Source organism: Microbacterium invictum, assembly GCF_034421375.1.
Lineage (GTDB): Bacteria > Actinomycetota > Actinomycetes > Actinomycetales > Microbacteriaceae > Microbacterium > Microbacterium invictum_A.
In genome coordinates, this window is record NZ_CP139779.1 from 2,124,908 (window position 1) to 2,151,153 (window position 26,246).

Genomic DNA, 26,246 nt, shown 5'->3' on the forward strand with positions numbered 1-26,246 from the left:
GGGGTGAGCGAGCCCCCGCGATTCCTGGTCGTCCTCGACGCCGACTCGACTCTGATCCGCAACGAGGTGATCGAGCTCATCGCCGATGAGGCCGGCCGTGGGGCGGAGGTCGCCGCCGCCACCGAGGCCGCGATGCGGGGCGAGGTCGACTTCGCCAGCAGCCTGCGCGCGCGTGTGAGGACACTCGCCGATGTTCCGCTCTCGGCCCTCGACCGGGTCCGCGCCCGGGTCGAGCCGACGCCGGGCGCCGCAGAGCTCATCGCCGCGGTGCACGATCGCGGCGGGATCGTCGGGGTGGTCTCAGGCGGCTTCCACGAGATCCTCGACACTGTCGCCCCGAGCCTCGGCGTCGATCTCTGGCGGGCCAACCGACTCGCCGTCGAGGACGACGTCCTGACCGGGGAGGTGTCCGGGCCGATCGTGGATGCCGAGGCGAAGGCGGCCACTCTGGCGGCCTGGGCGGACGATCACCGGGTCCCCCGGGCGCGCACCCTGGCGATCGGCGACGGAGCCAACGACCTCGCGATGATGTCCAGGGCCGCGCTCGGCCTCGCCTTCAACGCCAAGCCGCTCGTCCGCGCTCGCGCCGACCTCGTGATCGGGCCGGTGGATCTGCGGCACGTCATCCCCCTGCTCCCCTAGGCGCGGTCGGGGACGCCGAGCATGAGGCGTGGGCGGGGACGGCGATCCCGAGGGCTCAGTGCCCCATCCCGAGCCCACCGTCCACGGGGATGACCGCGCCGGAGATGTACGCCGCGTCATCGGACGCGAGCCACGACACGACGCCGGCGACCTCGGCGGCATCGCCGAAGCGACCCGCGGGGATGTTCTTCTTGTACTCGGCCTGGGTGTCGGCGGGGAGTTCGGCGGTCATGTCCGTCTCGATGAACCCGGGCGCCACGACGTTGGCCGTGATCCCGCGGCCGCCGAGCTCACGGGTCAGCGAGCGCGCGAATCCCACGAGTCCGCTCTTGGAGGCGGCGTAGTTGACCTGCCCGGCGGAACCGTACAACCCGACCACGCTGGAGATCAGGATGATGCGGCCGAAGCGCGCGCGGATCATGCCCTTCGACGCGCGTTTGACCACGCGGAAGGCCCCTCCGAGGTTGGTGGCGATGACACTGTCGAAGTCGTCGTCGCTCATGCGCAGGAGAAGCGTGTCCCGCGTGATCCCGGCATTGGCGACGACGATCGTCACGGGGCCCAGCTCCTGCTCGACCTCGGTCATCGCGGCGTCGAGAGCAGCGGCGTCGGTGACATCCGCCCGGACGGTCAGGGTGCCCTCCGGCCCCTCCCCCGAGCGGGCGGTGACGGCGACCCGGTACCCGTCGGCCACGAAGCGCTCGGCGATGGCGCGGCCGATGCCGCGGTTTCCCCCGGTGACCAGGACGACACGATCGTTGCTCATCCCCCCAGCCTATCCAGCCAGGTTTGACACCCGGGACGGCGGCCTGGGACCCTGGAGCCAGACCAGAGAGGCGCACCGTGAGCACACCCGACAACCCGCAGGGCACCGATCCGAACGCTCCCTCCGTCCCGCCGTACCCGGGTGCGCCGCAGGGATCGCCGACGCCGCCCGCGTACGGCCAGCCGCCGGCCTACGACCCGCCCGCCGCGGCGCAGGCGCCGTACGGCTCGGCCGCGCCCTACGCCGCCCAGGCCCCCTACGGTGCCGCGCCCTACGGCGGAACCGCCCCCTACGGCGCATACGCCGGCCCGAAGACGAACGTCCTCGCGATCGTCTCGCTGATCTCGTCGATCGTGGCGTTCGTCGTGCTCCCCTTCATCGGCTCCCTGGTCGGCGTGATCACCGGTCACATGGCCCTCTCGCAGATCAAGCGCACCGGCGAGCAGGGGCGAGGTCTCGCCCTCGCGGGCACGATCGTCGGCTACGTCGGGCTGGGCTTCATCCTCCTGTTCATCCTGTTCTTCCTGTCGTTCCTGCCGCTGATCATCGGCAGCGCAACCACCGGCACGCTCTCCTGAGCTTCCGCGGCCGCGGATCGACTCGGAGCAGATCTCTTGCGATCGAGAAACTGTTGATGCTCGCCGGAGCCGCCCCCCTCTACGCGGCGTACCCTGGTGGCATCGTGAACCGCTCGTCGAGGCCCCCATCCGCCACGTCGCTGCCCCGTGCACCCCGTGACGATTCCGGTGCGCGATCAGCCCGCTACCTCGCGATGATGGGCGTACGCGTCCTCTGCTTCATCCTGATGGTGCTCATCACCCCCTACGGCTGGTACACCTGGGTGTTCGCCCTCGGCGCGGTGTTCCTTCCCTACGTCGCCGTGGTCTTCGCGAACGTCGGGGCCACCGACCGGGTCGTCCGGTCCGAGAACCCGGAGCGGCAGATCTCGACCCCTGTCGCCGCGGAGCCCGCACCCCCTCCGGTCGATCGGGTGCTGCGCATCCAGGAGTCCGCGCCGCCGCCGCGCCGCGGAGAGGACGAGTGAGCGGCGGGCAGTCCGAGGCGCAGTGCTCGCGGGCGGGATGCCGCGCCGCGGCGACCTGGCTGATCCGCTGGCGGAACCCGCGCATCCATGCCCCGGATCGCTGGAAGACGTGGGTCGCCTGCCCGGATCATCGGGACTACCTGCGGGAGTTCCTCGCCGCCCGTGCGTTCCCGGTGGACGTCTCAGCCCTCGACCGGGCGCCATCCGGATCATGAGCAGCGCGCGAACGGGTCCCCTCGTCCGCTGGACCGGCTACGCGCTGGTCGCGGTGCTGTTCGCGATCGCGTGCGCCTTCCTGTCGAACTGGCAGTTCTCGCGCAACGGCGAGCGCTCCGAAGAGCTCCGGGTGGTCGAGCAGAACTACGATGCCGCCCCGGTGCCGCTGGGCGAGGTCGTTCCCGCCGGATCGGTCCTCGACCCCGACGACGAGTGGCGCCCGGTCGAACTGTCCGGACGCTACCTCGCCGACCAGCAGCTGCTCGTGCGAAATCGCCCCCACGGCGGAACCGCGGCCTTCGAGGTTCTGGTGCCCTTCCTCCTCGAGGACGGCCGCGTCATCCTGGTCAACCGCGGCTGGATTCCGCCGGGCGCCGACCAGGCCGAGCCCGATGCGGTCCCGGCACCGCCGGCGGGCACGGTGACCGTCGAGGCGCGACTGCGTCCCGAGGAGGCAGCTCCCCGTTCGGGTCGATCGGCCCCCGACGGACAGGTACCGACGATCAACCTCGGTCTTGTGGCCGAGCGGCTCCCCGCCGACACGTCGGCCGCCCTGCAGCCCTCGCTGTACGCGCTGATGGCCCGTGAGGATCCGGCGGTCTCTCCCGCGCCGTCCGCGCTCGAGGTGCCCTCGGAGGATCCCGGTCCGCATCTGTCGTACGCGATCCAGTGGATCCTCTTCGCGATCATGGGATTCGTCTTCATCGGGTACATCATCCGGACCGAGCTCCGTCACCGGCGCGAGGATCGGGAGGATGAGAGCCACGAGGGCCCGACGCGCCGCGCCGACGCCGTTCCCGTCGTCGACGACCTGGGCGAGAAGGCCGGCCGCGCACGCCGCCGCCGGGATCCCGATGCGAGCGAAGAGGATGCCCTGCTCGACGCGGCGGGCTCCGAACGGCGCTCGTGAGGCCTGGGCCGGCCGGCCGACGGGTCAGGCCAGCGAGATCAGCTCGGCGTAGTCGCGCCCCCAGATGTCTTCCACACCATCGGGCAGGATCAGCACCCGCTCCGGATTGAGGGCGTGAACGGCGCCCTCGTCGTGTGAGACGAGGACGACGGCGCCCTCGTAGTGCGCGAGGGCATCGAGGATCTCCTCGCGCGAGGCCGGATCGAGGTTGTTCGTCGGCTCATCGAGCAGGAGCACGTTGGCGCTGGAGACCACGAGCGTCGCCAGCGACAGCCGCGTCTTCTCGCCCCCTGAGAGCACGCCGGCGGGCTTGAGCACGTCGTCGCCGGTGAACAGGAACGAGCCGAGCACCTTCCGCGCCTCGGTGGCCGTGATGTCCGGCGCTGCCGACATCATGTTCTCCAGCACCGAGCGGGAGACGTCGAGGTTCTCGTGCTCCTGCGCGTAATAGCCGATCTTCAACCCGTGGCCCGGGTCGACCGTGCCGGTGTCGGGGGCGTCCACACCCGCGAGGATGCGCAGGAGGGTCGTCTTGCCGGCGCCGTTCAGGCCGAGGACGACGACCTTCGACCCGCGGTCGATCGCGAGGTCGACGTCGGTGAAGATCTCGAGCGACCCGTAGGACTTCGACAGTCCGGCGGCCGTCAGCGGCGTCCTGCCGCAGGAGGCGGGCTTGGGGAAGCGGAGCTTGGCGACCCGATCCTCCTGGCGGACGTCCTCGAGGCCCGCGAGCATCTTCTCCGCCCGCGCGACCATCTGGTGGGCGGCGGCCGCCTTCGACGCCTTCGCCCCGAAGCGGGCCGCCTGCTGCTGCAGGACGGTCGCCTTCTTCTCGACGTTCGCGCGCTCCTTCTTTCGACGCTCCTCGTCGGCCACCCGCTGGCGGAGGTAGTTCTTCCAGTTCATGTTGTAGACGTCGATCACCTGCCGGTTGGCGTCGAGGTAGAACACGCGGTTCACCGTCTCACCGACCAGCTCGACGTCGTGGGAGATGACGATGAGCCCGCCCTTGTAGCCCTTGAGGAACTCGCGCAGCCACACCACGCTGTCGGCATCGAGGTGGTTGGTGGGCTCGTCCAGGATCATCGTGCCGGCGTCGGAGAACAGGATGCGCGCGAGCTCGATGCGTCGGCGCTGACCGCCGGACAGGGTCTTCAGCGGTTGATCGAGGATGCGATCGGGAAGCGAGAGGTTGTGGGCGATCGAGGCCGCCTCGGCCTCGGCCGCGTATCCGCCGAGAGCCTCGAATCGCTCGGTGAGCTGGGCGTACCGGCGCATGGCCCGGGCCGCGACATCGGCGTCGTCGGAGGCCATCGACATCGACGACTCCTGCATGCCGATGGCGATCGTCCCGAGTCCTCGCGCGTCGAGGATGCGGGTGCGGGCGAGCATCTCGGGATCCCCGGAACGCGGATCCTGCGGCAGGTAGCCGATCTCGCCGGAACGGTCGACGCGCCCCTGTGCGGGGATCAGATCGCCCGCGAGCACCTTCGTGAGTGTGGTCTTGCCCGCACCGTTGCGGCCCACGAGCCCGACCTTGTCGCCGCCGGACACCCGGAAAGACACCTCGGACATCAGCACGCGGGCGCCCACGCGGATCTCGAGGTCGTGTACGGCGAGCACGGCGAACGTCCGATCGGTCAGCGGGGGTGGGATGGCCGAGTGGCCAGCATCCCAGTATAAGACCGCACCGGCTTCGCCTGATCCCGTGCCGTCTCCTAGGCTGAGCGCATGTCATCGATCGCCGTCGCCCCCCGCCCGCGCCGCGTCCTCGCCGACGTCATCGCGCGCCCCTCGTCCCGCACCCGTGCCTTCGCCGTCGACGCCGCCCTCGTGAGCGCCGGCGCGCTGTTCGTCGCCGTTCTCGCGCAGGTGTCGATCCCGCTGTGGCCGGTCCCGATCACGGGGCAGACCCTCGGGGTGATCGTGGTCGGCGCCGCCCTCGGCGCCCGCCGCGGCGCCCTCAGCCTCACCGCGTACCTGCTCGCGGGGCTCGCGGGCCTGCCGGTCTTCGCCGACTTCACCGGGACGCTCGCGGCGGTCGCCAAGCCGAGCTTCGGGTTCATCATCGGGTTCATCGCCGCAGCGGCGGTCGCCGGATGGTTCGCCGAGCGCGCCTGGGATCGCCGACCCGCCCTGGCCTTCCTCGGCTTCGCCGCAGCGAGCGTGATCCCGTTCCTCTTCGGCATCCCCTACATGGCCCTCATCCTCAACGTCGTCGCCGGCATGGACCTGTCGTTCTGGCAGATCCTCGAGCTGGGGCTGTTCCCCTTCATCGTCGGCGGCATCGTCAAGGCCGCGATCGCGGCAGCCCTCATCCCGGCCGCGTGGGCCCTCGTCCGCAGACTCGATCGCCCCTGACCGTTCCGATCTCTCGACATCGAGCGAAACCCCGGCCCGGCGGCCGGGGTTTCGTCATGAGGGATGGCGGCGCGAATCGGCTCAGGTAAAGTAAGGCTGTCCTAATCTCCCTGGAGGCTCCGTTGACCCGATTCCGTAAGGCCGCCGCACTCGGCGCCGGCCTCGTCTTCACTCTCTCCCTCGCCGGCTGCGCGGGCTCGGCGGCGACCGGCAGCACTGCCGACGATGCCGCGGCCTCTGCGGACGGCGCGTTCCCGGTGACCATCTCCCACGCGTTCGGCGAGACCACGATTTCGGAGCAGCCCGAGCGTGTGGCCGCCGTCGCGTGGGGCAACCACGAAGTGCCGCTGGCACTCGGGATCGTGCCGGTGGGCATGAGCAAGGCGACCTGGGGTGACGACGACGGCGACGGCGTGCTGCCGTGGGTGGAGGACCAGCTCGAGGAGCTCGGCGCGGAAACCCCCGTGCTGTTCGACGAGACCGACGGCATCGACTTCGAAGCCGTCGCGGACACCCAGCCCGACGTGATCCTCGCTGCGTACTCGGGCCTCACGCAGGAGGACTACGACACGCTGTCGAAGATCGCCCCCGTGGTGGCCTACCCCGAGGTGGCGTGGGGCACCTCCTACGAAGAGATGATCGAGATGAACTCCGCTGCCCTCGGGCGCGCGGATGAGGGGGCCGCCCTCATCGAGGATCTGCACGCGCAGGTGGACGAGGCCCTCGCCGCTCACCCCGACCTCGCCGAGGGGAAGGTGCTGTTCTCCTATCTGGACCCCGCCGACCTCAGCCAGATCGGGTTCTACACCGCACTGGACACCCGCCCCGGCTTCCTCGCCTCCCTCGGGATGCCGCTGCCGACCACGGTCGAGGAGATGTCGGCCGACACCGAGGAGTTCTACCTCAGCGTCAGCGCCGAAGAGGCCGACCGCTTCGCCGACGTCGACGTCTTCGTCACCTACGGCGACGCGGACGGCGCCCTCGTCTCCGAGCTGCAGGCCGACCCGCTGCTCTCGCAGATCCCGGCGATCGCGAACGGCAACATCGCGGTCCTCGAGAACAGCACGCCCCTCGCCGCGTCGGCGAACCCCTCGCCGCTGTCGATCGGCTGGGGCATCGAGGAGTACTTCGCACTTCTCGACGGCGCCGTGAACTGATCGCTCCCGCTCGATCGTGACGACCTCGCTCGCCCCCGCGCCCCTGCCGGACGCCGCCGCTCCTCTGCGGCGTCCGGCAGGGGTGCGGTGGGCGTGGCTGGGGGCGTCGCTCGTCCTGCTGGTGGTGCTGTGCACCGCATCGATCGCGTTCGGGGCACGTGACGTCACCGTGTCAGAGCTCCTCGCCGCCCTCTCGGGCCGCACCGACACCGTCGGAGAGGCCGCCGTGGTGGCACGCGTCCCCCGGACCGTGCTCGCCGCGGTGGTGGGGGCCGCCCTCGCGCTGGCCGGGGCGACGATGCAGGCCGTCACCCGCAATCCGCTGGCCGATCCGGGGATCCTCGGCGTCTCCGGCGGCGCGGCACTGGCGGTGGTCATCGGGCTCGCGTTCTTCGGCGTGGCCGATCCCTGGAGCACCATGGGACTCGCGATCGCCGGCGCGGGGGGAGCCGCCGTCTTCGTCTACGCGGTCGGGTCGCTCGGACGCGGCGGCGCGACTCCGCTCAAGCTCGCGCTGGCGGGCGCCGCGGTCTCTGCGGCGTTCGCATCGCTGGTCAGCGCCATCCTCCTCCCCCGGGTGGACGTGATGGAGACCTTCCGGTTCTGGCAGATCGGCGGCGTGGGCGGCGCCACCTGGGACCGCCTCCTCGCCGTCCTTCCCGTCCTCGGCCTCGGCGCGCTCATCTGCCTGCTCACGGCCCGCGGCATGAACTCCCTGGCGCTCGGAGACGACCTCGCCGCGGGGCTGGGCGAGAACGTCGGCCAGACCCGTCTGCTGTCTTCCGCCGGCGCTGTCATCCTCTGCGGCGCGGCGACCGCCGTCGCCGGTCCGATCGGGTTCGTCGGCCTCGTCATCCCGCACCTCTGCCGACTTCTCATCGGGACCGACCATCGCTGGCTGCTGCCCCTCTCGGCGGTCGTCGGCGCCGATCTCCTGCTCACCGCAGACGTGATCGGTCGGATCGTCGCGCGACCGGAGGAGATCGAGGTCGGCATCCTCACCGCCCTCATCGGCGCCCCCTTCTTCATCTGGATCGTCCGCCGGCAGCGGGTGCGCGAATTGTGACCGCGGTACGCACCCCCTCCCTCCTCGCGGCCTCGACGACCGCGCGGACGATCGCGCGCGGCCGTCGGCGGCGGGCGACCCGTCGGGTGGCCGTCATCGGGGCGCTCTCGGTGGCGATCGCTGCGGTCTTCGCCGTGTCGCTCATGATCGGCAACACCTTCTACGGTCCCGGCGACGTGTTCCGGGTCATCCTCGGCGAGCAGGTCACCGGGGCGTCGTTTACCGTGGGGGAGCTGCGACTCCCCCGCTCGCTCCTCGGCCTGTTCGCCGGGTTCGCGTTCGGGATGGCCGGGGTCACCTTCCAATCCCTCCTCCGCAATCCGCTGGCATCCCCCGACATCATCGGGATCAGCGCAGGCGCCAGTGCCGCAGCGGTGACCGGCATCGTCGTGCTCTCCCTGTCGGAGACGGCGGTGTCGCTCCTCGCCCTCGCCGGCGCGCTCGCGACCGCACTGGTGATCTGGCTCCTGGCCCACAAGGACGGGTTCGCCGGAACGCGCCTGATCCTCATCGGCATCGGTGTCGCTGCAATGCTCGACAGCGTCATCACCTACGTCCTCTCCCGGGCAGCGGTCTGGGATCTGCAGGTCGCGATGCGATGGCTCACCGGCAGCCTCAACGGCGCCGACTGGCAGACCCTGACTCCTGTCGTGATCGCGGCGGCGATCCTGGTGCCGGTGATGATCGGTCAGACCCGCAATCTCGACGCGCTCCGCCTCGGGGATGACACCGCGGCGGCCCTGGGCGTCGCCCTGACACGCAGCCGGCTTCTTCTCATCGTCGCCGCCGTCGCGCTCCTCGCCTTCGCGACGGCGGCGACGGGGCCCATCGCGTTCGTGGCGTTCATGGCCGGGCCGATCGCGGCGCGTCTCATCGGGCCTGCCGGGTCGCTCCTCGTCCCCGCGGGAGTCGTCGGCGCGCTCCTCGTCCTCAGCGCGGATCTCGTCGGCCAGTTCGCCTTCGAGAACCGTCTGCCGGTCGGCGTCATCACGGGCGTCCTCGGCGCCCCCTACCTCATCTACCTCCTCATCAGGACGAACCGCTCCGGAGGCTCGCTATGACCACCGCCCATCGCCTGGCCGCCGAGGGGCTCACCCTCGCTTACGGGAGTCGGCTGATCGTGCCAGAGCTGGACCTCGTCGTCCCGTCGGGTCGGGTCACCGCGATCATCGGCGCGAACGGCTGCGGGAAGTCCACGCTCCTGCGGGCGCTGGCCCGTCTGCTCGCTCCGCAGTCGGGACGCGTGGTCCTGGACGGCGAGGCGCTGCACACGCGGAAGTCCAAGGAGGTTGCCAGGATGCTGGCGCTCCTCCCCCAGAGTCCGATCGCGCCGGAGGGGATCGCCGTGGCCGACCTCGTCGGTCGCGGCCGCCACCCGCACCAGCGTCCTCTCGCGCGGTGGAGCACCCGCGACTACGAGGTCGTCGCGCAGGCGCTCGAGGCCACGGGTGTCGCCGACCTGGCCGATCGACCCATGGACGAGCTCTCCGGGGGCCAGCGTCAGCGGGTGTGGATCGCGATGGCCCTCGCGCAGGAGACCGACATCCTGCTGCTGGACGAACCGACCACCTTCCTCGACGTCGCCCACCAGATCGAGGTGCTCGACCTCCTCACGGATCTGAACCGCGCCCGCGGAACGACCATCGTCATGGTCCTGCACGACATGAACCTCGCCGCCCGGTATGCCGACCATCTGTTCGCGCTGCGCGACGGGCGCGTCGTGGCGGAGGGGCCGCCCCGCGACATCCTCACCGGGGATCTCATCGGCGACGTGTTCGACCTCGACGCCGTCGTCATCGACGATCCCGTCTCGGGCGCTCCGATCGTCCTGCCCCGCGGTCGCCATCACGCCACCCGCACCCCCGCAGAAACCCACCCGGAGGTCTCCCGATGAGCGCGATGCGCTTCTTCCGCGTCCACGTCTCGCGCATCAGGGACTTGACGCCGAGCTTCCGGCGGTTCACGTTCGCCGGTGACGATCTGGATCAGTACGGCGACCCGGGATACGACCAGCGCGTGAAGGTGGTCTTCCCGACCGCCGGACTCACCCTGGACGCGATGCCGACCGGTGAAGACTGGTACACCGCGTGGCGCGCGCAGTCCGCTGACGAACGGCTGCCGTTCCGCACCTACACCACGCGCGCGGTGCGCCACGAGGCCCGCGAGGTGGACATCGACATGGTCGCGCATGACGTCTCCGGCCCGGCGTCCGCGTGGATCGCGGGCGCGAAGGAGGGCGATGAGGTGCTGATCCTCGCGCCCACCATCGCGCACCGGGGTGTGAGCCTTGGCGTCGACTTCGTGCCGCCCCGGCACACCGAGAATCTCCTCCTCGCGGGCGACGAGACGGCGGCCCCGGCCATTGCGGTGATCCTCGAGCAGCTCGCCCCCGACGCCCAGGGGGTGGTCGCGGTGGAGGTCCCCCACGAAAAGGATGTCGACTACCTGCCACGCCATCCCGGCTTCGACTACCTCGTCGCCGCGCGCGGCGACGGTCCTCGTCACGCTCATCTCGTGGCCGCCGTGGAGCAGGCCGTCGAACGACTCGCCCCAGCCGGGCGCGGGGGCGAGATCGAAGAGATCGACATCGACGAGGGGATCCTCTGGGAGGTCCCCCGCACCGCCAAGGGAGGCGCCGCGCTGAAGAAGGCCCCGCTCTACTCCTGGCTGGCCGGCGAAGCGAGCGCCATCAAGGCGCTGCGACGCCACCTCGTCGCCGAGCAGGGGGTGGACCGGCGGGCGGTCGCCTTCATGGGCTACTGGCGTCTGGGACGGGCGGAGAACTGAATCCGGTGCGTGGCCATCTCACGCGCGACGCGCGGACCGCTCCTCGTGCGCGTGTCCGAGGCGGAGCCCCGGGAGGAGCGCCGCGAGAGCGAGGAGCGTGCCGATCACGAACACGGCGGGGAAGCCCGCATCCGTCCCCGCCAGGAGAGTGAAGACGAGCCCCATCACCGCGATGGATGACGCCGAACCGACGGCATCCGAGATCGACAGCGCCGAGGAGTTGAACCCCTGGTTCTGGGGCGTCGAGTACGCCAGCGTCAGCACCGTCAGGCGCGGGTACATCAATCCCATGCCGGCGCCGGCGAGGCTCCAGCCGGCGATGAGGACGAGGGGCGCAAGACTCAGCGCCGCAGTGGCCACCGCGATGAGCAGCGAAACGGCCAGCAGCGCTGTTCCGATGAGGGTGATCCGGGTGCTGCCGAGGCGATCCCCGATGCGGCCCTGCACTTCCGCCGCGCCCGCCCACGCCAGGGCGGCCGCGGTGAGTCCGAGGCCCGCCCAGGTCGGCGAGAAGCCGTAGTCGTCGATGAGCAGGTAGGGGATGTAGATCTCGGCACCGAACAGCGCCCCGGCGATGAGTCCGCGCATCAGGACCACACTGGGCAGCCCGGGGGCGGCGCGCAGAGCGCCCGCGGGAAGCAGCGGACGCGCCGCGAGGGCGATCATGACGATGGAGGCCGCCACCGCGACCCACGCCCACCCGCCGAGCTCGCCGGCGAGGCTGAGCCCCAGCGCGCCGACGGCGACGACGAGGGCGCAGGCGAGCCGCGGCCCCACCCGTGCGGTGGCGGGCTCGTCGGTGTCGAGCGGAAGGCCGCGAAGACGCGCCAGCACCATGACGAACGCGACGACCGTGAGCGCGGCGACGCCCAGGAACACCCACCGCCAGTGCAGGAACTCCGCCACCGCACCGGCGAGGAAGGGACCGATGAGCGAGGGCACGACCCACGCCGCCGAGAACGCCGCGAAGACGCGGCCGTGCACGATCCCCGGGTAGACACGGGCGACGACGACGTACAGGGCGACCGTCTGCCCGCCGGTTCCGAGACCCTGAACGAGTCGGCCGGCCACGAGAGCGGGCATGCTGGGAGCGAGCCCCGCGATCAGCAGACCGAGCACGAACAGTCCGACCGCGGTGCTGAGCGGCGCGAGCACACCGCCGCGATCGCACCAGGCACCCACCGCCACCATGCCGATGACACTCGTGGCGAGTGTGCCGGCGAAAGCGACGGCGTAGAGGCGGTCGCCGTCGAGATCGGCGCTGACGACGGGCATCACCGTGGTCACCGCCAGCGCCTGGGTCGCCGCGAGGAAGATGAGGGCGACCGCTCCGAAGGTCACCCAGACGAACGGCGCGCCCCACACGGACGGGGGTGCGACGCCGGCCGAGGCGCGCGGCGCGGTCATGCGCCGGCGAGGGCGCCGACCCGGGCGACCGCCTCGCGCAGCATCTCGGGATCGCAGCCGAAGTTCACCCGCACGTGTCCCCGCCCCTCTGCGCCGAACTGCGGTCCGAAATGGAACGCCACCCGCGCGTCGCGGAGGATCCGGCGCCCCGGATCATCGCCCCACCCGTAGGCGCTGAGGTCCACCCATCCGAGGAACCCGGCGGGCGGGATGCGGTACCGCGCAAGGGGGAGGTGATCGGCGAGGAGACCCTGCAGCAGCCGGCGATTGACGTCCAGACGCACCAGGAGCGCGTCCAGCCAGTCGTCGCTGTGGGTGAACGCGGCGACCGCGGCGTGCGCACCGAAGATGCTCGTGCGCCACTCCACCTCGACGGGAAGGGACCGGAGGGTGCCGGACCGCTCGGCCGTGCCGGCGACCATGATCGCGCACTTCAGACCGGCGAGGTTGAACGCCTTGCTCGCGCTGACCAGAGCGAATCCGACCGAGGAAGCGGTGTCAGACACCGCGAGGAACGGGACGAAGCCCGCATCCGGGTGCGCCATGGGCGCGTGGATCTCGTCGCTGACGACGACGGCATCGTGCGCAGCGGCGAGCTCCGCGAGCCGTCTCAGGATCGCGGGCGCGTGCACCGTCCCGGTGGGGTTGTGGGGGTGGCACAGGAGGATCGCCCGCGCGCCGCCCACGAGCGCCGCTTCGACCCCGTCGAGATCAATCTCCGACCCCTCGGCGCCGATCACGAGGGGCACCCGCTCGACCACCGCGCCCGCCTCGGCGACAGCGTCGAAGAACGGCGGGTAGACCGGCGGCATGACGACGACGCGGTCACCCGGTCGCGTCACCTGCCGGAGGATCTCGACGACACCCATCATGACGTCGCAGGTCGTCTTCATCAGGGCCGGATCAGGATGCCACCCGAATCGACGACCCGCGAACCCGGCGTAGGCCTCGCGGACGCCCGACGCGCGCGCCGCGTAGCCGGTGTCGCCGAGCTCGACCGCGCGGCGCAGGCGCTCGGTGATCGCGGGCGCGAGGGCGAAATCGGTCTCGGCGACGAACAGCGGCAGCACGTCGTCGGGGTAGGCCCGCCACTTCGCGCTGGAGCGCTCCCGCAGCTCGGGCAGCGGGAGCGCGTCGAGGGGTCGCACTCCCCCGGTCAGATCGCGAAGCCCAGAGCGCGCATCATGTCGCGCCCGTCGTCGGTGATGCGCTCCGGACCCCACGGCGGCATCCACACCCAGTTGATGCGGAATCGCTCGACGACCTCGTCCAGTGCCTGAGCGGTCTGCTCCTCGAGGACGTCGGTCAACGGGCAGCCCGCCGAGGTGAGTGTCATGTGGATGACGAGGGCGTCGTTCTCGTCATCCCAGGCGAGATCGTAGATGAGGCCCAGGTCGACGACGTTGATCCCGAGCTCGGGATCCATCACGTCCTTGAGGGCCTCGGTGACCTCGTCGTACTTCTCGGAGGTGAGCGTCGCGGTCATGGCTGCATCCTACGCGGGGTCATTTCAGGCGTCGACGGGGGTCTCGTCGCCGATGAAGCGGTCGTAGCCCTCGTCCTCGAGTCGCTCGGCGAGCTCGGGCCCACCCTCTTCGGCGATGCGGCCGTTGACCATCACGTGCACGAAGTCGGGCCGGATGTAGCGGAGGATCCGGGTGTAGTGGGTGATCAGCAGCACGCCGAGATCGGTGTCCTGCTTGGCGCGGTTGACGCCCTCCGAGACGATCTTGAGCGCGTCGACGTCGAGACCGGAGTCTGTCTCGTCGAGGACCGCGATCTGGGGCTTCAGCAGTTCGAGCTGGAGGATCTCGTGGCGCTTCTTCTCGCCGCCGGAGAATCCCTCGTTGACGTTGCGCTGGGCGAACTTCGGGTCGATGCGGAGGTTCTTCATGGACGCCTTGACGTCCTTGGTCCAGGTCCGGATCGCGGGTGCCTCGCCGTCGATCGCGGTCTTGGCGGTGCGCAGGAAGTTCGTCACGGTGACGCCCGGGATCTCGACCGGGTACTGCATGGCGAGGAAGAGCCCCGCGCGCGCCCGCTCGTCCACCGACATCTCCAGCACGTCTTCGCCGTCGAGCGTGATCGTGCCGCCGGTGACGGTGTACTTCGGGTGCCCTGCGATGGTGTACGCCAACGTGGACTTGCCGGAGCCGTTGGGCCCCATGATCGCGTGGGTCTCGCCGGTGCGGACGGTCAGGGTCACGCCGTTGAGGATCGGGGTGGTCCCGGCGTCGGTCTCGACCGTGACATGGAGGTCGCGGATCTCGAGCACAGTCATCAGATGTCCTTCTTCACATTCGGGTCGATGAGCACGTCGTCGCCGTCGATGGTCACTTCGAAGACCGGGACGGGTTCGTATGCAGGGAGGTTGAGGGGCTTGCCGGTGCGCAGCGAGAACGCGGAGCCGTGGGCCCAGCACTCCAGCGTGTCGCCGTCGACGAAGCCCTCGGCGAGGGAGATGTCGCCGTGCGTGCAGGTGTCGCCGATGGCGTGGACCTCACCGGAGGCGTCGAGGACGACGGCGATGGCGACGCCGTCCACCTCTACGCGCAGAGCAGTGTCCTGCTCGAGGTCGCTGAGGGCGCAGACGCGGGTGGCGCTCACGCCGCTGCTCCTTCCGCGAGCTCACGCTCGATGGCCTCGAACAGCTCCTCCTCCAGCGAGGGGATGCCGATCCGCTGGACGATCTCGCCGAGGAAGCCGATGACGACGAGGCGACGCGCCTCCGCCTCGGAGATGCCGCGCGCCTGGAGGTAGAACAGCTGCTCGTCGTCGAAGCGTCCGGTGGCGCTGGCGTGGCCGGCGCCGGCGATGTCGCCGGTCTCGATCTCGAGGTTCGGGATCGAGTCGGCTCGGGCGCCGTCGGTGAGGACGAGGTTGCGGTTGGCCTCGTAGGAGTCAGTCCCCACCGCGTCCCGGCCGATGAGCACGTCGCCGATCCAGACGCTCCGGGCGCTCTCGCCCTGGAGGGCGCCCTTGTAGAGCACGTCGCCGACGGTGTGCGGCCCCTTGTGGTGGAGGTAGACCTGGCTCTCCAGGTGCTGCCCGGCGTCCGAGAACGACACGCCGTACAGCTGTGCGCGGGACCCCGGACCGGCCAGCTCGACCGAGGGGTTCACCCGCACGACCGAGCCGCCGAGGCTGACCACGACGTGGGTGAGCGAGGCGTCGCGGCCCACCCGCGCCTGGTGCGCCGCCGCATGGACCGCGTCGTCATCCCACCGCTGGACCGAGACGACGGTCAGTGCCGCACCGTCACGGACGATGATCTCGACGTTCTGGGCGAGGAGTGCCGGCCCCGCGTGACGGAGCAGGACGATGCCGCGCGCGTTCGGCGCGGCTTCGATCACCAGGTGCGCGAACGTGGCACCCGCGTCGGCCCTCACGTCCACGACCACCGGGGCTTGAAGTTCGACGCCTGCCTGAAGCTGGATGCGCGTCGCCTCGGGCGTACGCGCCCACGCGAGGGCCGCGGGATAGTCCTCGGGGGTGAAGACCTCTCCCCGCGGCGCCGACCCGGCCGCCAAGGTGTCGACGGTCACGCCGTCGACACCGTCGACGGTGATGTCGGCCGGGCGCGAAAGCGCGGCATCCGTCTGCCAGAGCGGCGCGAGACGGTCGATGGGGGTGTGCTTCCAGTTGACCTCTCGCCCCGTCGGGACGCCGAAGTCATCGGGTTCGTAGGACTGCGGACGCTCGGATCGGGTCTGGATGGGAGCGATGCCCCACCCCCCGTCGGTGTGCGCAGTGGATCCCGGCACCACGACGGGCGCCTGCGTGGTGGAGCTCATTCAGCCGACGCTGCCTTCCATGCCCATCTCGATGAGCTTGTTCAGTTCCATCGCGTACTCCATCGGCAACTCCCGGGCGATCGGCTCGATGAAGCCGCGGACGATCATGGCCATCGCCTCATCCTCGGGGAGCCCTCGGCTCATGAGATAGAACAGCTGCTCTTCGCTGACCTTCGACACCGTCGCCTCGTGACCGAGCTGCACGTCGTCGACGCGGATGTCGATCGCCGGGTAGGTGTCGGAGCGCGAGATCGTGTCGACCAGCAGGGCGTCGCAGCGCACGGTGTTGGCGGAGTGGTGCGCGTTGGCATCCACCCGCACCTCGCCGCGATAGCCGGCGCGTCCGCCGCCGCGGGCGATCGACTTGGACACGATCGACGACTGGGTGTACGGCGCCATGTGGATCATCTTCGCGCCGGCATCCTGATGCTGACCGGGGCCGGCGAAGGCGACCGAGAGCGTCTCGCCCTTGGCGTGCTCGCCCACGAGGAAGATCGACGGGTACTTCATCGTCACCTTGGAGCCGATGTTTCCGTCGACCCACTCCATGGTCGCGCCCTCGTGGGCCACGGCTCGCTTGGTGACGAGGTTGTAGACGTTGTTCGACCAGTTCTGGATCGTCGTGTAGCGCACGCGGGCGTTCTTCTTCACGATGATCTCGACGACGGCCGAGTGCAGCGAGTCGCTCTTGTAGATCGGCGCGGTGCAGCCCTCGATGTAGTGGACGTACGATCCCTCGTCCGCGATGATCAGCGTCCGCTCGAACTGGCCCATGTTCTCGGTGTTGATGCGGAAGTACGCCTGCAGCGGGATCTCGACGTGCACGCCCTTGGGGACGTAGACGAACGATCCGCCTGACCACACCGCGGTGTTCAGCGCGGCGAACTTGTTGTCGCCGGCGGGGATGACGGTGCCGAAGTACTCCTCGAAGAACTCGGGGTGCTCCCTCAGCGCGGTGTCGGTGTCCATGAAGATGACACCCTGGCGCTCGAGGTCTTCCTGGATCTGGTGGTAGACGACCTCGGACTCGTACTGCGCGGCCACGCCGGAGACCAGACGCGAGCGCTCCGCCTCCGGGATGCCGAGCCGCTCGTAGGTGTTCTTGATGTCCTCGGGGAGGTCTTCCCAGGACTGAGCCTGCTTCTCGGTGGAGCGCACGAAGTACTTGATGTTGTCGAAGTCGATCTCCGACAGGTCGGCGCCCCAGGTGGGCATCGGCTTGCGCCCGAACAGCTGGAAGCCCTTGAGGCGGTTCTTCAGCATCCACTCGGGCTCGTTCTTCATGCCCGAGATGTCGCGCACGACGGCCTCGTTGATCCCGCGCCTCGCGCTGGCGCCGGCAGCGTCGGTGTCGTGCCATCCGAATTCGTACACCCCCAGACCCTCGAGCTCTGGGCGATCGATCAGTACATCCGACATCGTCACACTCTCCTCTAGGGGCCCCAACGGATGTCTCCGTTCCGACATTCCCGCTCCCTCGGGGAGAAACGGAAGGGGATGTCGCTGGGTGGGTCCTTTCAGACTCGCGCCCGTACTGCGCGAATAGACTGTCTGTGCGCGGCGTTCGCAGCCCGCGCCGACGATTTCGATTCTACAGGCTCCCCACCCCCACGGCGGTGCCGGCATCCCCCCGCCGACGAGCCCATGACGAGGAAATGAGGACGCGACGATGTCCGCCGAGGCTCCCGCTCCCACCCGGCCCGGCCTTCTGGGGCGGTTCCGCCGCTGGTTGCCGTCGACGATCGACCGCCGCGTGATCGTGGCCGCCTGGGCGACGCTCGTCGTGCAGATCGGCATCGTCGGAACCGGCGGACTCGTCCGCCTGACCGGCTCGGGCCTCGGCTGCCCGACGTGGCCCCGCTGTACGCCGGAGTCGTTCGTCTCGACGCCCGAGATGGGCATCCACGGCGTGATCGAATTCGGCAACCGGCTGCTGACTTTCGTCCTGGTGGCGGTGGCGATCGTGACCTTCCTGTTCGTCGTGCGGATGCGGCGCCGGCGGCGCGATCTGTTCTGGCTCGCGCTGATCATCGGCCTCTACGTCCCCGTCCAGGCGATCATCGGCGGCATCACGGTGCTGACGAACCTCAACCCGTACGTCGTGGGTCTGCACTACTTCGCCTCGGTCATCCTGGTCGCCCTCGCCGCCGTCTTCGTCGCCCGCGTCTACGCGGTGCCGGGTCCTCGGGTCCGTGCCGTGCCGGGGTGGTACGCCGGGCTCACCCACCTCACGAGCGCCTTCGTCCTGGTGACGGTGGTCGTGGGGATCCTGGTGACCGGGTCGGGTCCTCACGCCGGTGACGGCGGGGCGGCCCGGAACGGCCTGGACTCCGAGTTCATGCAGCACGTCCACTCGTGGCCGGCCTACATCACATTCGCCCTCACCCTCGCCCTGATCGTCGGTGCCCGACGAACCCCGCCCGCCCTGCGGCTGACGTTCTGGACGACACTCCTCCTCGCTGTCGAGGTCGTGCAGATCGTCGTCGGCGTGTGGCAGGCGCGCGCGGGCCTACCGATCGTGCTGGTCAACGTCCACATGATCCTGGCCGTCGTGCTCGTCGCCGCGATGACGGCGATCGTCATGCACCTGAAGCTCCCCGCCGCCGCGGTCGAGCCGGCGCCGGACGTCGAGCCCGCGGCATCCTTCGCCGGCCGCTGACCCGCGCTTCCGGTTCGCTGCCCGCCCTCCGGCGCACCGCACACTCCTTTCTCGCGCTCGCTCTTCTCCCGCTCCCTCCTCTCCCGCTCGCTCCTCTCCCTCCGCCGTCCGTTCGTTCCTCGGCGATCCGCCGAAACTCGGACAGATCGGTCGTGGGCGACCGCCCGAAGGAAGATCTCCGCGTCACCGTGCGAGGTGCAGGCCCTGCGCGATCGCGTCGAGGATCCGGCGCTGCACCGCGGGCCACTCCTCGAGCATCTCCGAGTACCCCACCCGGATGATGTGGTAGCCGAGGAGCATCAGCTCGGCATCGTGGGCGTTGTCCCGCGCCCGCTGGGCACCGACGTGGTGTCCTCCGTCGAGCTGGACCACCAGGCGGTCACCGATGAGGAAGTCCACCGGCCGGCCCGCGATCCACACCTGCGGCGTGATGGGGATCGGCAGCCAGCGGAGCCTGACGACGAAGAGCGTCTCAAGACCGGAGTCGGCGAACGGCCGCGCTTCGGCGAGGAGGCGGCGGGCAGCCGGCGGAAGGGGCGTTCGAGCCAGGACGGTGGGATCGACACGGCGCAGTCGGAACGCCGATTCCCAGATCACGAGGGCTTGCTCGTGAGGGACGCACGTCGCGACCAGGACGAGGGCATTGGGGAGCGGGTCGACGAGGTCATCGGGATCTCGCTGCATTACGGGTCGGGCCCAGTGCACAGTGGCACGGTCGGGTCTGGGCCCGGTGGCATGAGGTCCGCACGCGACGTGGCAGCGATCCTCGGTGAGCACCCACAGCCCATGCCGTCGCGCCGCGGTGACGCAGGTGAGGACGACGCCCCATCGGGCCGCGGCGACCAGCTCGGCGTCGGCACCGGGCGCGGCGACCCACCCGCGACGCAGCGGCTGCAGCAGTCCCTCGTCCCGCGCGATCCTCAACGTGTGTCGGCTCACCCCTTCATCCAGCAGGCGCGCGGTGCGGGCGACACCCCCGAGCGCGACGAAGGTCTGGGCGAGATGCTCGAGCTGGCGCGCCGTCTTGAAGGTCAACACGGCTCGATGCTGCTCCGATACGGCCGACGAGATCCGGGGAACAGGCGGATCTGGGGACCACTGGGCGCCCTCCTCGCCTGTGCAGGAACGGACGCGCGCGCAGCAATCGCGGCGATCTACCGTCACTCGGTCGGACCCGGCTCGACGAACCGTGGGACCGTCGATCCCCGCGGCGCGGCCGCGCGGCGTCCCTCGGAAGCCGACGCGCGGCGTCCGTCAGACAGCGACGCGCGCGCAGCAATCGCGGCGATCTACCGTCACTCGGTCGGACCCGGCTCGACGAACCGTGGGACCGTCGATCCCCGCGGCGCGGGTCAGAACGGCAGGAGCGGGTCGACGGCGATCGCGACGAAGAGCAGGGTGAGGTACGAGATGGACGCGTGGAAGACGCGCATCGGTCGCGGCTCGGTGCCGCGCACCGCGCGGTTATAAAGCCGGTGCGACTCGTAGATGAACCAGCCGCCGAAGACCAGCGCCGACACGGTGTACACCAGCCCCATCCCGGCCACGGGAATCAGCAGCAGCGAGCACGCCACTGTTGCCCAGGCGTAGAGGATCACCTGCAGCCCGACCTGCGAACCCGACCGGGTCGCGCCGAGCATCGGCACGTCGACCTCGGCGTAGTCGCCCCGGTACTTCATCGACAGCGGCCAGTAGTGCGGCGGGGTCCACAGGAACACCAGGAGGAACAGCACGAACGGCGTCCACGACAGCGACCCCGTCACGGCGGTCCAGCCGATCAGCACCGGGAAGCATCCGGCGATCCCGCCCCACACGATGTTCTGCTCGGTGCGGCGCTTGAGGATCATCGTGTAGATGACGACGTAGAAGAAGATCGCGCCCGCCGACAGTCCGGCGGCGAGAGGATTGGTGGTCACCAGCAGCCAGAGGGTGGATGCCACGGCGAGCGACCAGGCGAACACGAGCGCCCCGCGCGGGGTGACCTCACCCGTCACCAGGGGGCGGTTCTCGGTGCGCTGCATGTGCGCATCGATGTCGCGATCGAGGTACATGTTGAACGCCGCGGCCGATCCGGCGCTCAGCGAGCCCCCGACCACGGTCGCGAGCACGAGCCACAGGTTGGGCAGCCCGTTCTGGGCGAGGATCATCACCGGCACCGTCGTGACCAGCAGCAGCTCGAGGACGCGGGGCTTGGTCAGCGCGATGTAGGCGCGGACGGTACGACCCGGAGACGGTCGGTGGCGCGCGATCGCGCCACCGGCGGCCGTTGAGATGTCCATCGTCCCCCGTTGCGAGCCTCGAGAAGTCCCCTCCGAGTCTAGGTCATGGTGCGCCGACGCCGACCGCGCGTGAGAGGTAGCGCGAACAACGCGCGATGTCAACGCCCCGTCCGGACCTGTCACACACTCTCGCCGGGAGGTGCCGCTTCGCTATGCTGAAGCCACACGCGCCCCGCGTCCAATCCCCTTGCACCCCACCGGTCTTCGCCGTGGATTGGCTTCGTCGGGACGCACCTTCGAGAAAGGCGGCCCGGTGTCGGAACTGCGATGGGAAGAGATCGATCGACGCGCGGTGGACACCGCCCGAGTTCTGGCGGCGGACGCCGTGGAGAAGGTCGGCAACGGTCACCCCGGCACCGCGATGAGCCTGGCCCCGGCGGCCTACCTGCTCTATCAGCGGGTGATGAACCACGACCCCGCCGATACGCACTGGCCCGGCCGTGACCGCTTCATCCTCTCGGCCGGTCACAGCTCCTTGACCCAGTACGTGCAGCTGTACCTCGGTGGGTTCGGCCTCGAGCTCGACGATCTGAAGGCGCTGCGCACGTGGGGCTCGAAGACCCCCGGCCACCCCGAGTTCGGCCACACCGACGGCGTGGAGATCACCACCGGCCCGCTCGGCCAGGGTCTGGCCTCTTCGGTCGGCTTCGCTTACGCCCAGCGCTTCGAGCGCGGGCTGTTCGATCCCGAGTCCCCGGCGGGCGAGTCCCCCTTCGACCACCACATCTTCGTGATCGCCTCCGACGGCGACCTGCAGGAGGGCGTCACCTCCGAGGCCTCGTCACTGGCGGGGCATCAGAATCTCGGCAACCTCGTCGTCATCTACGACTCCAATCAGATCTCGATCGAGGATGACACCAACGTCGCCTTCACCGAGGACGTCGCGAAGCGGTACGAGTCCTACGGATGGCACGTGCAGACGGTCGACTGGAAGAAGACCGGTCAGTACGTCGAAGACGCCGCCGCGCTTTACGACGCCATCCAGCAGGCCAAGGGCGAGACCGACCGGCCGTCGATCATCATCCTGAAGACCATCATCGGGTGGCCCTCGCCGGGCAAGCAGAACACCGGCAAGATCCACGGCTCGGCGCTCGGCGGCGACGAGCTTCGCGCCACCAAAGAGGTGCTCGGCTGGAACCCGGACGAGACGTTCGTCGTCCCCGACGACGTCCTCACCCACACCCGCTCGCTCCGCGAGCGCGGCGCGGCGGCGCACGCCGCGTGGCAGGAGAAGTTCGACACCTGGGCCGCGGCCCACCCCGATCGCAAGGCGCTGTGGGATCGCGTCCAGGCGCGAGAGCTCCCCGCCGACATCCGCGAAGCCCTGCCCGTATTCGCCGCCGGCAAGGACGTGTCCACCCGGGCGGCCTCCGGTCAGGTGATCAACGCCCTCGCCGCCGCCCTGCCCGAGCTCTGGGGCGGCTCGGCCGACCTCGCCGAGTCCAACCTCACGACGATCAAGGACGCGAAGTCCTTCATCCCCGAGGTGTGGTCCACCCACGAGTGGTCCGGCGACCCGTACGGCCGGGTGCTCCACTTCGGCATCCGCGAGCACGCGATGGGCGCCATCGTCAACGGCATCGTGCTGCACGGTCCGACCCGCGCGTTCGGGGGCACGTTCCTGATCTTCAGCGACTACATGCGCCCGTCGGTGCGTCTGGCGGCGCTGATGAACATCCCGTCGCTGTTCGTCTGGACACACGACTCCGTCGCGCTCGGCGAGGACGGACCCACCCACCAGCCGATCGAGCAGCTGGCGGCGCTGCGCGCCATCCCGAACTTCACGCTCGTGCGCCCCGCCGACGCCAACGAGACAGCGGTGGTGTGGCTGGAGCTGCTCCGGCGCCACGCCGGACCCGCGGGCCTCGCACTGACCCGGCAGAACATCCCGGTGTTCGAGCGCGGCGACGGCGAGGCGTCGGGCGACACCCTCGCCTCGGCCGATGGCGCCGTTCGTGGCGCCTACGTGCTGGCGGACGCCCCCGACGGCCACCCCGACGTGATTTTGATCGCGACCGGCTCCGAGGTCCAGTTGGCCGTGGCGGCCCGCGAGACGCTCCGCGGCGAAGGCGTGAACGCTCGCGTCGTGTCCGCACCGTCGCTGGAGTGGTTCGCCGAGCAGGACGAGGCCTACCGCGAGTCCGTCCTCCCCTCCGCCGTGACCGCCCGGGTCTCGGTCGAGGCGGGGATCGCGCTGTCGTGGCGCGGCATCGTCGGCGACCGCGGGCGCTCGGTGTCGATCGAGCACTTCGGGGCGTCCGCGGACTACAAGACCCTGTTCGAGAAGTTCGGCATCACCGCCGAGGCCGTCGTCGAGGCCGCCCGCGAGACCATCGCCGCCACCACGGCCGGCAACTGAGAAATCGAGCCACCGCGCTCTGAGTCACCGAGGCACTGAGGAGATCCGATGACCACCCCCACCGCACGTCTTGTCGAAGAGGGCGTCAGCATCTGGCTGGACGACCTGTCCCGCCAGCGCATCGAATCCGGCAACCTGGCCGGTCTGATCGAGAGCCGCAACGTCAGCGGCGTCACCACCAACCCGACGATCTTCGCCGGTGCCCTCGCCAAGGGCGAGGACTACGAAGCACAGGTCACGGCGCTCTCCGCGGACGGTGCGGATGTGAACCGCACGATCTTCGAGATCACGACGGATGACGTCCGGTCGGCCGCCGACATCCTGCGGCCGGTGTTCGACGCCACCGACGGGGTCGACGGCCGCGTCTCGATCGAGGTCTCGCCCGACCTGGCGCACGACACCGCCGCGACGGTCGCCGAGGCGAAGAAGCTCTGGGCCCGGGTGGACCGCCCGAACGTGCACATCAAGATCCCGGCGACCCTTGCGGGTCTCCCCGCCATCACCGAGGTGCTCGCGGAGGGGATCTCGGTGAACGTCACCCTCATCTTCAGTCTCGAGCGGTACGCCGCGGTCATCGACGCCTACCTCTCGGGCATCGAGAAGGCGCGGGAGGCCGGGCACGACATCTCCGCGATCCACTCGGTCGCGTCGTTCTTCGTGTCCCGTGTGGACACCGAGGTCGACAAGCGTCTGGATGCCATCGGCACCGACGAGGCACGCGAGCTGAAGTCCCGCGCGGGCGTGGCCAATGCGCGCCTGGCCTACGAGCTGTACGAGCGGGAGTTCGCCACCGACCGCGCGAAGGCGCTGATCGACGCCGGCGCTCGCGTGCAGCGCCCCCTGTGGGCCTCGACCGGTGTGAAGGATCCGGCCCTCCCCGACACCCTGTACGTGACCGAGCTCGTCGCGCCCGGCACCGTCAACACGATGCCGGAGAAGACCCTCGAGGCGACGTTCGACCACGGTGAGGTCACCGGCGACACCGTCACCGGCTACTACGCCGACGCTCACGCCGTCTTCGACGGGCTGAAGGCCGTCGGGGTCGACTTCGACGATGTCACCGACGTCCTCGAGAAGGAGGGCGTGGAGAAGTTCATCGCCTCGTGGCACGAGCTGCAGGGCACGGTTGCCGCGGCGCTCGACGCCGCCCCCGCCAGCGTCGAGGAGGCAGCCCAGTGAGCTTCGACATCCACCTCTCGGGGCGCGTGAAGTCCGTCGTCGACGAGACGCTTCCCGAGCTCGTCGCAAGTCTCGTGGCGTCGGGGATCACCGCCGGCGACGCGACGCTGTGGGGACCGGATGCCGAGTCCGAGGCGTCCAAGCGCCTGGGGTGGGTGCAGGCCGTGTCGGTGTCGCGCCCCCTCGTCGGCGAGATCGTCGCGCTTCGCGACGAGCTCCGCGCGCGCGGCGTCACCCGGGTCGTCCTCGCGGGAATGGGCGGCTCCTCTCTTGCTCCCGAGGTGATCGCTCAGACGGCGGGCGTGCCGCTCGTCATCCTGGACTCCACGGCCCCGGGCCAAGTGCTGGCGGCCATCGACGGCGACAGCGAAGCCGGGGGCCTCGCGCAGACCGTGCTGGTCGTGTCCTCCAAGTCGGGGTCCACCGTCGAGACCGACTCGGCCAAGCGGACCTTCGAGGCTGCGTTCCGCGACCTCGGTATCGAACCCACCGAGCGCATCGTCATCGTCACCGACCCCGGCTCGCCGCTGGACCAGTCCGGCCGGGCCGACGGCTACCGCGTCTTCAACGCCGATCCCGAGGTCGGCGGACGCTATTCGGCGCTGACCGCGTTCGGGCTCGTGCCCGCCGGTCTCGCCGGTGTCGACATCGGTGAATTGCTCGACGAGGCCGAGGCCACGCTCCTCGAAGTCGCCGTCGACAGCCCCGAGAATCCCGCACTGGTCCTCGCCGCGGCGATCGCAGGCGGCACTCCTCGCCGCGACAAGCTGGGCCTGGTCACCGACGGCACCCACATCGTCGGGCTGCCCGACTGGATCGAGCAGCTCATCGCCGAGTCGACCGGAAAGCACGGCACCGGCATCCTCCCGGTCGTCCTTCTGCCGGTCTCGCCGGAGCTCGACTCCCGCCCCGACGACCTGCAGATCGTGCGCCTGGTCGACGAGGCGGCGGCCTTCCACCTGCGTGAACGTCACGAGGGCGAGATCCTCGTCAGCGGATCGCTCGGCGCGCAGTTCATGGTGTGGGAGTACGCCACGGCCATCGCAGGCAGGATGCTCGGGATCAACCCCTTCGACCAGCCCGACGTGGAGTCGGCCAAGACCGCCGCTCGCGGTCTGCTCGACGCCCGTCCCGAGCCTTCTGCGCCGGCTTTCACGCTCGACGGTGTCGAGGTGCGGGTCTCGGATCCCGCCCTCGCGACGTCCGGGATCGTCGCCGGTGTGCTCGATGCCCTGTGGGCGCAGCTCCCCGCCGACGGCTACGTCTCGATCCAGGCCTACGTGAACCGGCTCGACCTCCCCCAGCTCCAGGGACTGCGCGAGCTCGTCGCCGCCGACTCGGGGCGGCCGACCACGTTCGGATGGGGTCCGCGATTCCTGCACTCGACGGGTCAATACCACAAGGGCGGACCGGCGACGGGCGTGTACCTCCAGATCCTCGAACAGACCGACGTCGACCTCGAGATCCCCGGGCGCCCCTTCACCTTCGGTCAGCTCATCCAGGCGCAGGCCGCGGGGGATGCCAGCGTGCTGGCCGACGGCCACGGCCGCCCGGTCGTGACGCTGACGCTGACCGACCCGCAGGCCGAGGTGCTCTCCCTGTTCGAAGCCGCTCAGTAG

26 protein-coding genes are annotated in these 26,246 nt (G+C 70.1%); 15 read left to right on the forward strand and 11 right to left on the reverse strand.

The features are described 5' to 3' along the window. The first annotated feature begins 3 nt into the window (after nucleotides 1-3). Nucleotides 4-642, forward strand: a complete 639-nt coding sequence (serB, locus tag T9R20_RS10290) for a phosphoserine phosphatase SerB (RefSeq protein WP_322409220.1) — start codon at nucleotides 4-6, stop codon at nucleotides 640-642. Nucleotides 643-697: 55 nt separating this feature from the next. On the opposite strand, the gene T9R20_RS10295 is transcribed toward serB, so the two are convergent. Next, a complete protein-coding gene (locus T9R20_RS10295) occupies nucleotides 698-1,408 on the reverse strand; it encodes a beta-ketoacyl-ACP reductase (protein ID WP_322409221.1) in 711 nt (236 codons plus the stop codon). A 77-nt stretch (nucleotides 1,409-1,485) separates the two neighbouring features. Here T9R20_RS10295 and T9R20_RS10300 point away from each other — a divergent pair, with 77 nt between their 5' ends. The 4 genes from T9R20_RS10300 (at nucleotide 1,486) to T9R20_RS10315 (ending at nucleotide 3,579) form a co-directional block, all read left to right on the forward strand. Then, nucleotides 1,486-1,986 carry a DUF4190 domain-containing protein gene (locus T9R20_RS10300; RefSeq protein WP_322409222.1) on the forward strand — a complete coding sequence of 167 codons (501 nt, stop codon included), beginning with the start codon at nucleotides 1,486-1,488 and terminating at the stop codon, nucleotides 1,984-1,986. Between the two features lie 194 nt (nucleotides 1,987-2,180). Beyond that, entirely contained in the window at nucleotides 2,181-2,453 is a 273-nt protein-coding gene (locus tag T9R20_RS10305) for a DUF3099 domain-containing protein (protein ID WP_416182977.1), read from the forward strand. Continuing rightward, entirely contained in the window at nucleotides 2,450-2,668 is a 219-nt protein-coding gene (locus tag T9R20_RS10310) for a hypothetical protein (protein ID WP_322409224.1), read from the forward strand. The genes T9R20_RS10305 and T9R20_RS10310 overlap by 4 nt, the downstream gene beginning before the upstream one ends. Beyond that, entirely contained in the window at nucleotides 2,665-3,579 is a 915-nt protein-coding gene (locus T9R20_RS10315) for an SURF1 family protein (protein ID WP_322409225.1), read from the forward strand. Before T9R20_RS10310 ends, T9R20_RS10315 begins: the two co-directional genes overlap by 4 nt. A 24-nt stretch (nucleotides 3,580-3,603) precedes the next feature. Here the strand turns inward: T9R20_RS10315 and T9R20_RS10320 are convergent, their stop codons facing one another. Continuing rightward, nucleotides 3,604-5,202: an ABC-F family ATP-binding cassette domain-containing protein gene (locus T9R20_RS10320; RefSeq protein ID WP_322409226.1), complete on the reverse strand. Its 1,599-nt coding sequence runs from the start codon at nucleotides 5,200-5,202 to the stop codon at nucleotides 3,604-3,606. Nucleotides 5,203-5,310: 108 nt separating this feature from the next. Here T9R20_RS10320 and T9R20_RS10325 point away from each other — a divergent pair, with 108 nt between their 5' ends. From T9R20_RS10325 to T9R20_RS10350, 6 genes are all read left to right on the forward strand, one after another. After that, nucleotides 5,311-5,940, forward strand: a complete 630-nt coding sequence (locus T9R20_RS10325) for a biotin transporter BioY (protein ID WP_322409227.1) — start codon at nucleotides 5,311-5,313, stop codon at nucleotides 5,938-5,940. A 122-nt stretch (nucleotides 5,941-6,062) separates the two neighbouring features. Beyond that, nucleotides 6,063-7,097 (forward strand): iron-siderophore ABC transporter substrate-binding protein, encoded by a 1,035-nt coding sequence (locus T9R20_RS10330; protein ID WP_322409228.1) that lies wholly within the window; start codon nucleotides 6,063-6,065, stop codon nucleotides 7,095-7,097. 16 nt (nucleotides 7,098-7,113) lie between these two features. Beyond that, entirely contained in the window at nucleotides 7,114-8,163 is a 1,050-nt protein-coding gene (locus T9R20_RS10335) for an iron ABC transporter permease (RefSeq protein ID WP_322409229.1), read from the forward strand. Continuing rightward, nucleotides 8,160-9,224, forward strand: a complete 1,065-nt coding sequence (locus tag T9R20_RS10340; RefSeq protein WP_322409230.1) for a FecCD family ABC transporter permease — start codon at nucleotides 8,160-8,162, stop codon at nucleotides 9,222-9,224. Before T9R20_RS10335 ends, T9R20_RS10340 begins: the two co-directional genes overlap by 4 nt. Next, complete coding sequence (locus tag T9R20_RS10345) at nucleotides 9,221-10,057, forward strand: ABC transporter ATP-binding protein (protein ID WP_322409231.1); 837 nt, start codon at nucleotides 9,221-9,223, stop codon at nucleotides 10,055-10,057. The genes T9R20_RS10340 and T9R20_RS10345 overlap by 4 nt, the downstream gene beginning before the upstream one ends. After that, a complete protein-coding gene (locus tag T9R20_RS10350; protein WP_322409233.1) occupies nucleotides 10,054-10,950 on the forward strand; it encodes a siderophore-interacting protein in 897 nt (298 codons plus the stop codon). The genes T9R20_RS10345 and T9R20_RS10350 overlap by 4 nt, the downstream gene beginning before the upstream one ends. A gap of 18 nt (nucleotides 10,951-10,968) precedes the next feature. Here T9R20_RS10350 and T9R20_RS10355 read toward each other — a convergent pair whose 3' ends face one another. From T9R20_RS10355 to sufB, 7 genes are read right to left on the reverse strand one after another with little or no spacing between them, the layout of a single operon-like run. Beyond that, entirely contained in the window at nucleotides 10,969-12,357 is a 1,389-nt protein-coding gene (locus T9R20_RS10355) for an MFS transporter (RefSeq protein WP_322409235.1), read from the reverse strand. Continuing rightward, entirely contained in the window at nucleotides 12,354-13,505 is a 1,152-nt protein-coding gene (locus T9R20_RS10360; protein WP_322409236.1) for a MalY/PatB family protein, read from the reverse strand. Before T9R20_RS10360 ends, T9R20_RS10355 begins: the two co-directional genes overlap by 4 nt. An 8-nt stretch (nucleotides 13,506-13,513) precedes the next feature. After that, nucleotides 13,514-13,843, reverse strand: a complete 330-nt coding sequence (locus T9R20_RS10365; protein WP_263795653.1) for a metal-sulfur cluster assembly factor — start codon at nucleotides 13,841-13,843, stop codon at nucleotides 13,514-13,516. Nucleotides 13,844-13,867: 24 nt separating this feature from the next. Beyond that, nucleotides 13,868-14,638 carry a Fe-S cluster assembly ATPase SufC gene (gene sufC / locus T9R20_RS10370; protein WP_322409237.1) on the reverse strand — a complete coding sequence of 257 codons (771 nt, stop codon included), beginning with the start codon at nucleotides 14,636-14,638 and terminating at the stop codon, nucleotides 13,868-13,870. Continuing rightward, complete coding sequence (locus tag T9R20_RS10375; RefSeq protein WP_322409238.1) at nucleotides 14,638-14,964, reverse strand: non-heme iron oxygenase ferredoxin subunit; 327 nt, start codon at nucleotides 14,962-14,964, stop codon at nucleotides 14,638-14,640. The genes sufC and T9R20_RS10375 overlap by 1 nt, the downstream gene beginning before the upstream one ends. After that, on the reverse strand, nucleotides 14,961-16,151 hold the full coding sequence (sufD, locus tag T9R20_RS10380) for a Fe-S cluster assembly protein SufD (RefSeq protein WP_322409239.1): 1,191 nt from the start codon (nucleotides 16,149-16,151) through the stop codon (nucleotides 14,961-14,963). The genes T9R20_RS10375 and sufD overlap by 4 nt, the downstream gene beginning before the upstream one ends. After that, on the reverse strand, nucleotides 16,152-17,570 hold the full coding sequence (gene sufB, locus T9R20_RS10385; protein WP_322409240.1) for a Fe-S cluster assembly protein SufB: 1,419 nt from the start codon (nucleotides 17,568-17,570) through the stop codon (nucleotides 16,152-16,154). It lies immediately after the preceding gene. 250 nt (nucleotides 17,571-17,820) lie between these two features. Here sufB and T9R20_RS10390 point away from each other — a divergent pair, with 250 nt between their 5' ends. Next, nucleotides 17,821-18,810 carry a COX15/CtaA family protein gene (locus T9R20_RS10390; protein WP_322409241.1) on the forward strand — a complete coding sequence of 330 codons (990 nt, stop codon included), beginning with the start codon at nucleotides 17,821-17,823 and terminating at the stop codon, nucleotides 18,808-18,810. Between the two features lie 183 nt (nucleotides 18,811-18,993). Here T9R20_RS10390 and T9R20_RS10395 read toward each other — a convergent pair whose 3' ends face one another. After that, nucleotides 18,994-19,848: a DUF559 domain-containing protein gene (locus T9R20_RS10395; protein WP_322409242.1), complete on the reverse strand. Its 855-nt coding sequence runs from the start codon at nucleotides 19,846-19,848 to the stop codon at nucleotides 18,994-18,996. Between the two features lie 314 nt (nucleotides 19,849-20,162). Continuing rightward, nucleotides 20,163-21,089 (reverse strand): heme o synthase, encoded by a 927-nt coding sequence (locus T9R20_RS10400; protein ID WP_322409243.1) that lies wholly within the window; start codon nucleotides 21,087-21,089, stop codon nucleotides 20,163-20,165. Nucleotides 21,090-21,342: 253 nt separating this feature from the next. Between T9R20_RS10400 and tkt the strand changes: the two genes are divergently transcribed. The 3 genes from tkt to T9R20_RS10415 are packed head-to-tail and all read left to right on the forward strand — an operon-like array spanning nucleotide 21,343 to nucleotide 26,246. Continuing rightward, complete coding sequence (gene tkt, locus T9R20_RS10405) at nucleotides 21,343-23,448, forward strand: transketolase (RefSeq protein WP_322409244.1); 2,106 nt, start codon at nucleotides 21,343-21,345, stop codon at nucleotides 23,446-23,448. Between the two features lie 48 nt (nucleotides 23,449-23,496). Continuing rightward, nucleotides 23,497-24,627, forward strand: coding sequence for a transaldolase (gene tal, locus T9R20_RS10410; RefSeq protein WP_322409245.1), 1,131 nt, complete (start codon nucleotides 23,497-23,499; stop codon nucleotides 24,625-24,627). Beyond that, complete coding sequence (locus tag T9R20_RS10415) at nucleotides 24,624-26,246, forward strand: glucose-6-phosphate isomerase (RefSeq protein ID WP_322409246.1); 1,623 nt, start codon at nucleotides 24,624-24,626, stop codon at nucleotides 26,244-26,246. Before tal ends, T9R20_RS10415 begins: the two co-directional genes overlap by 4 nt.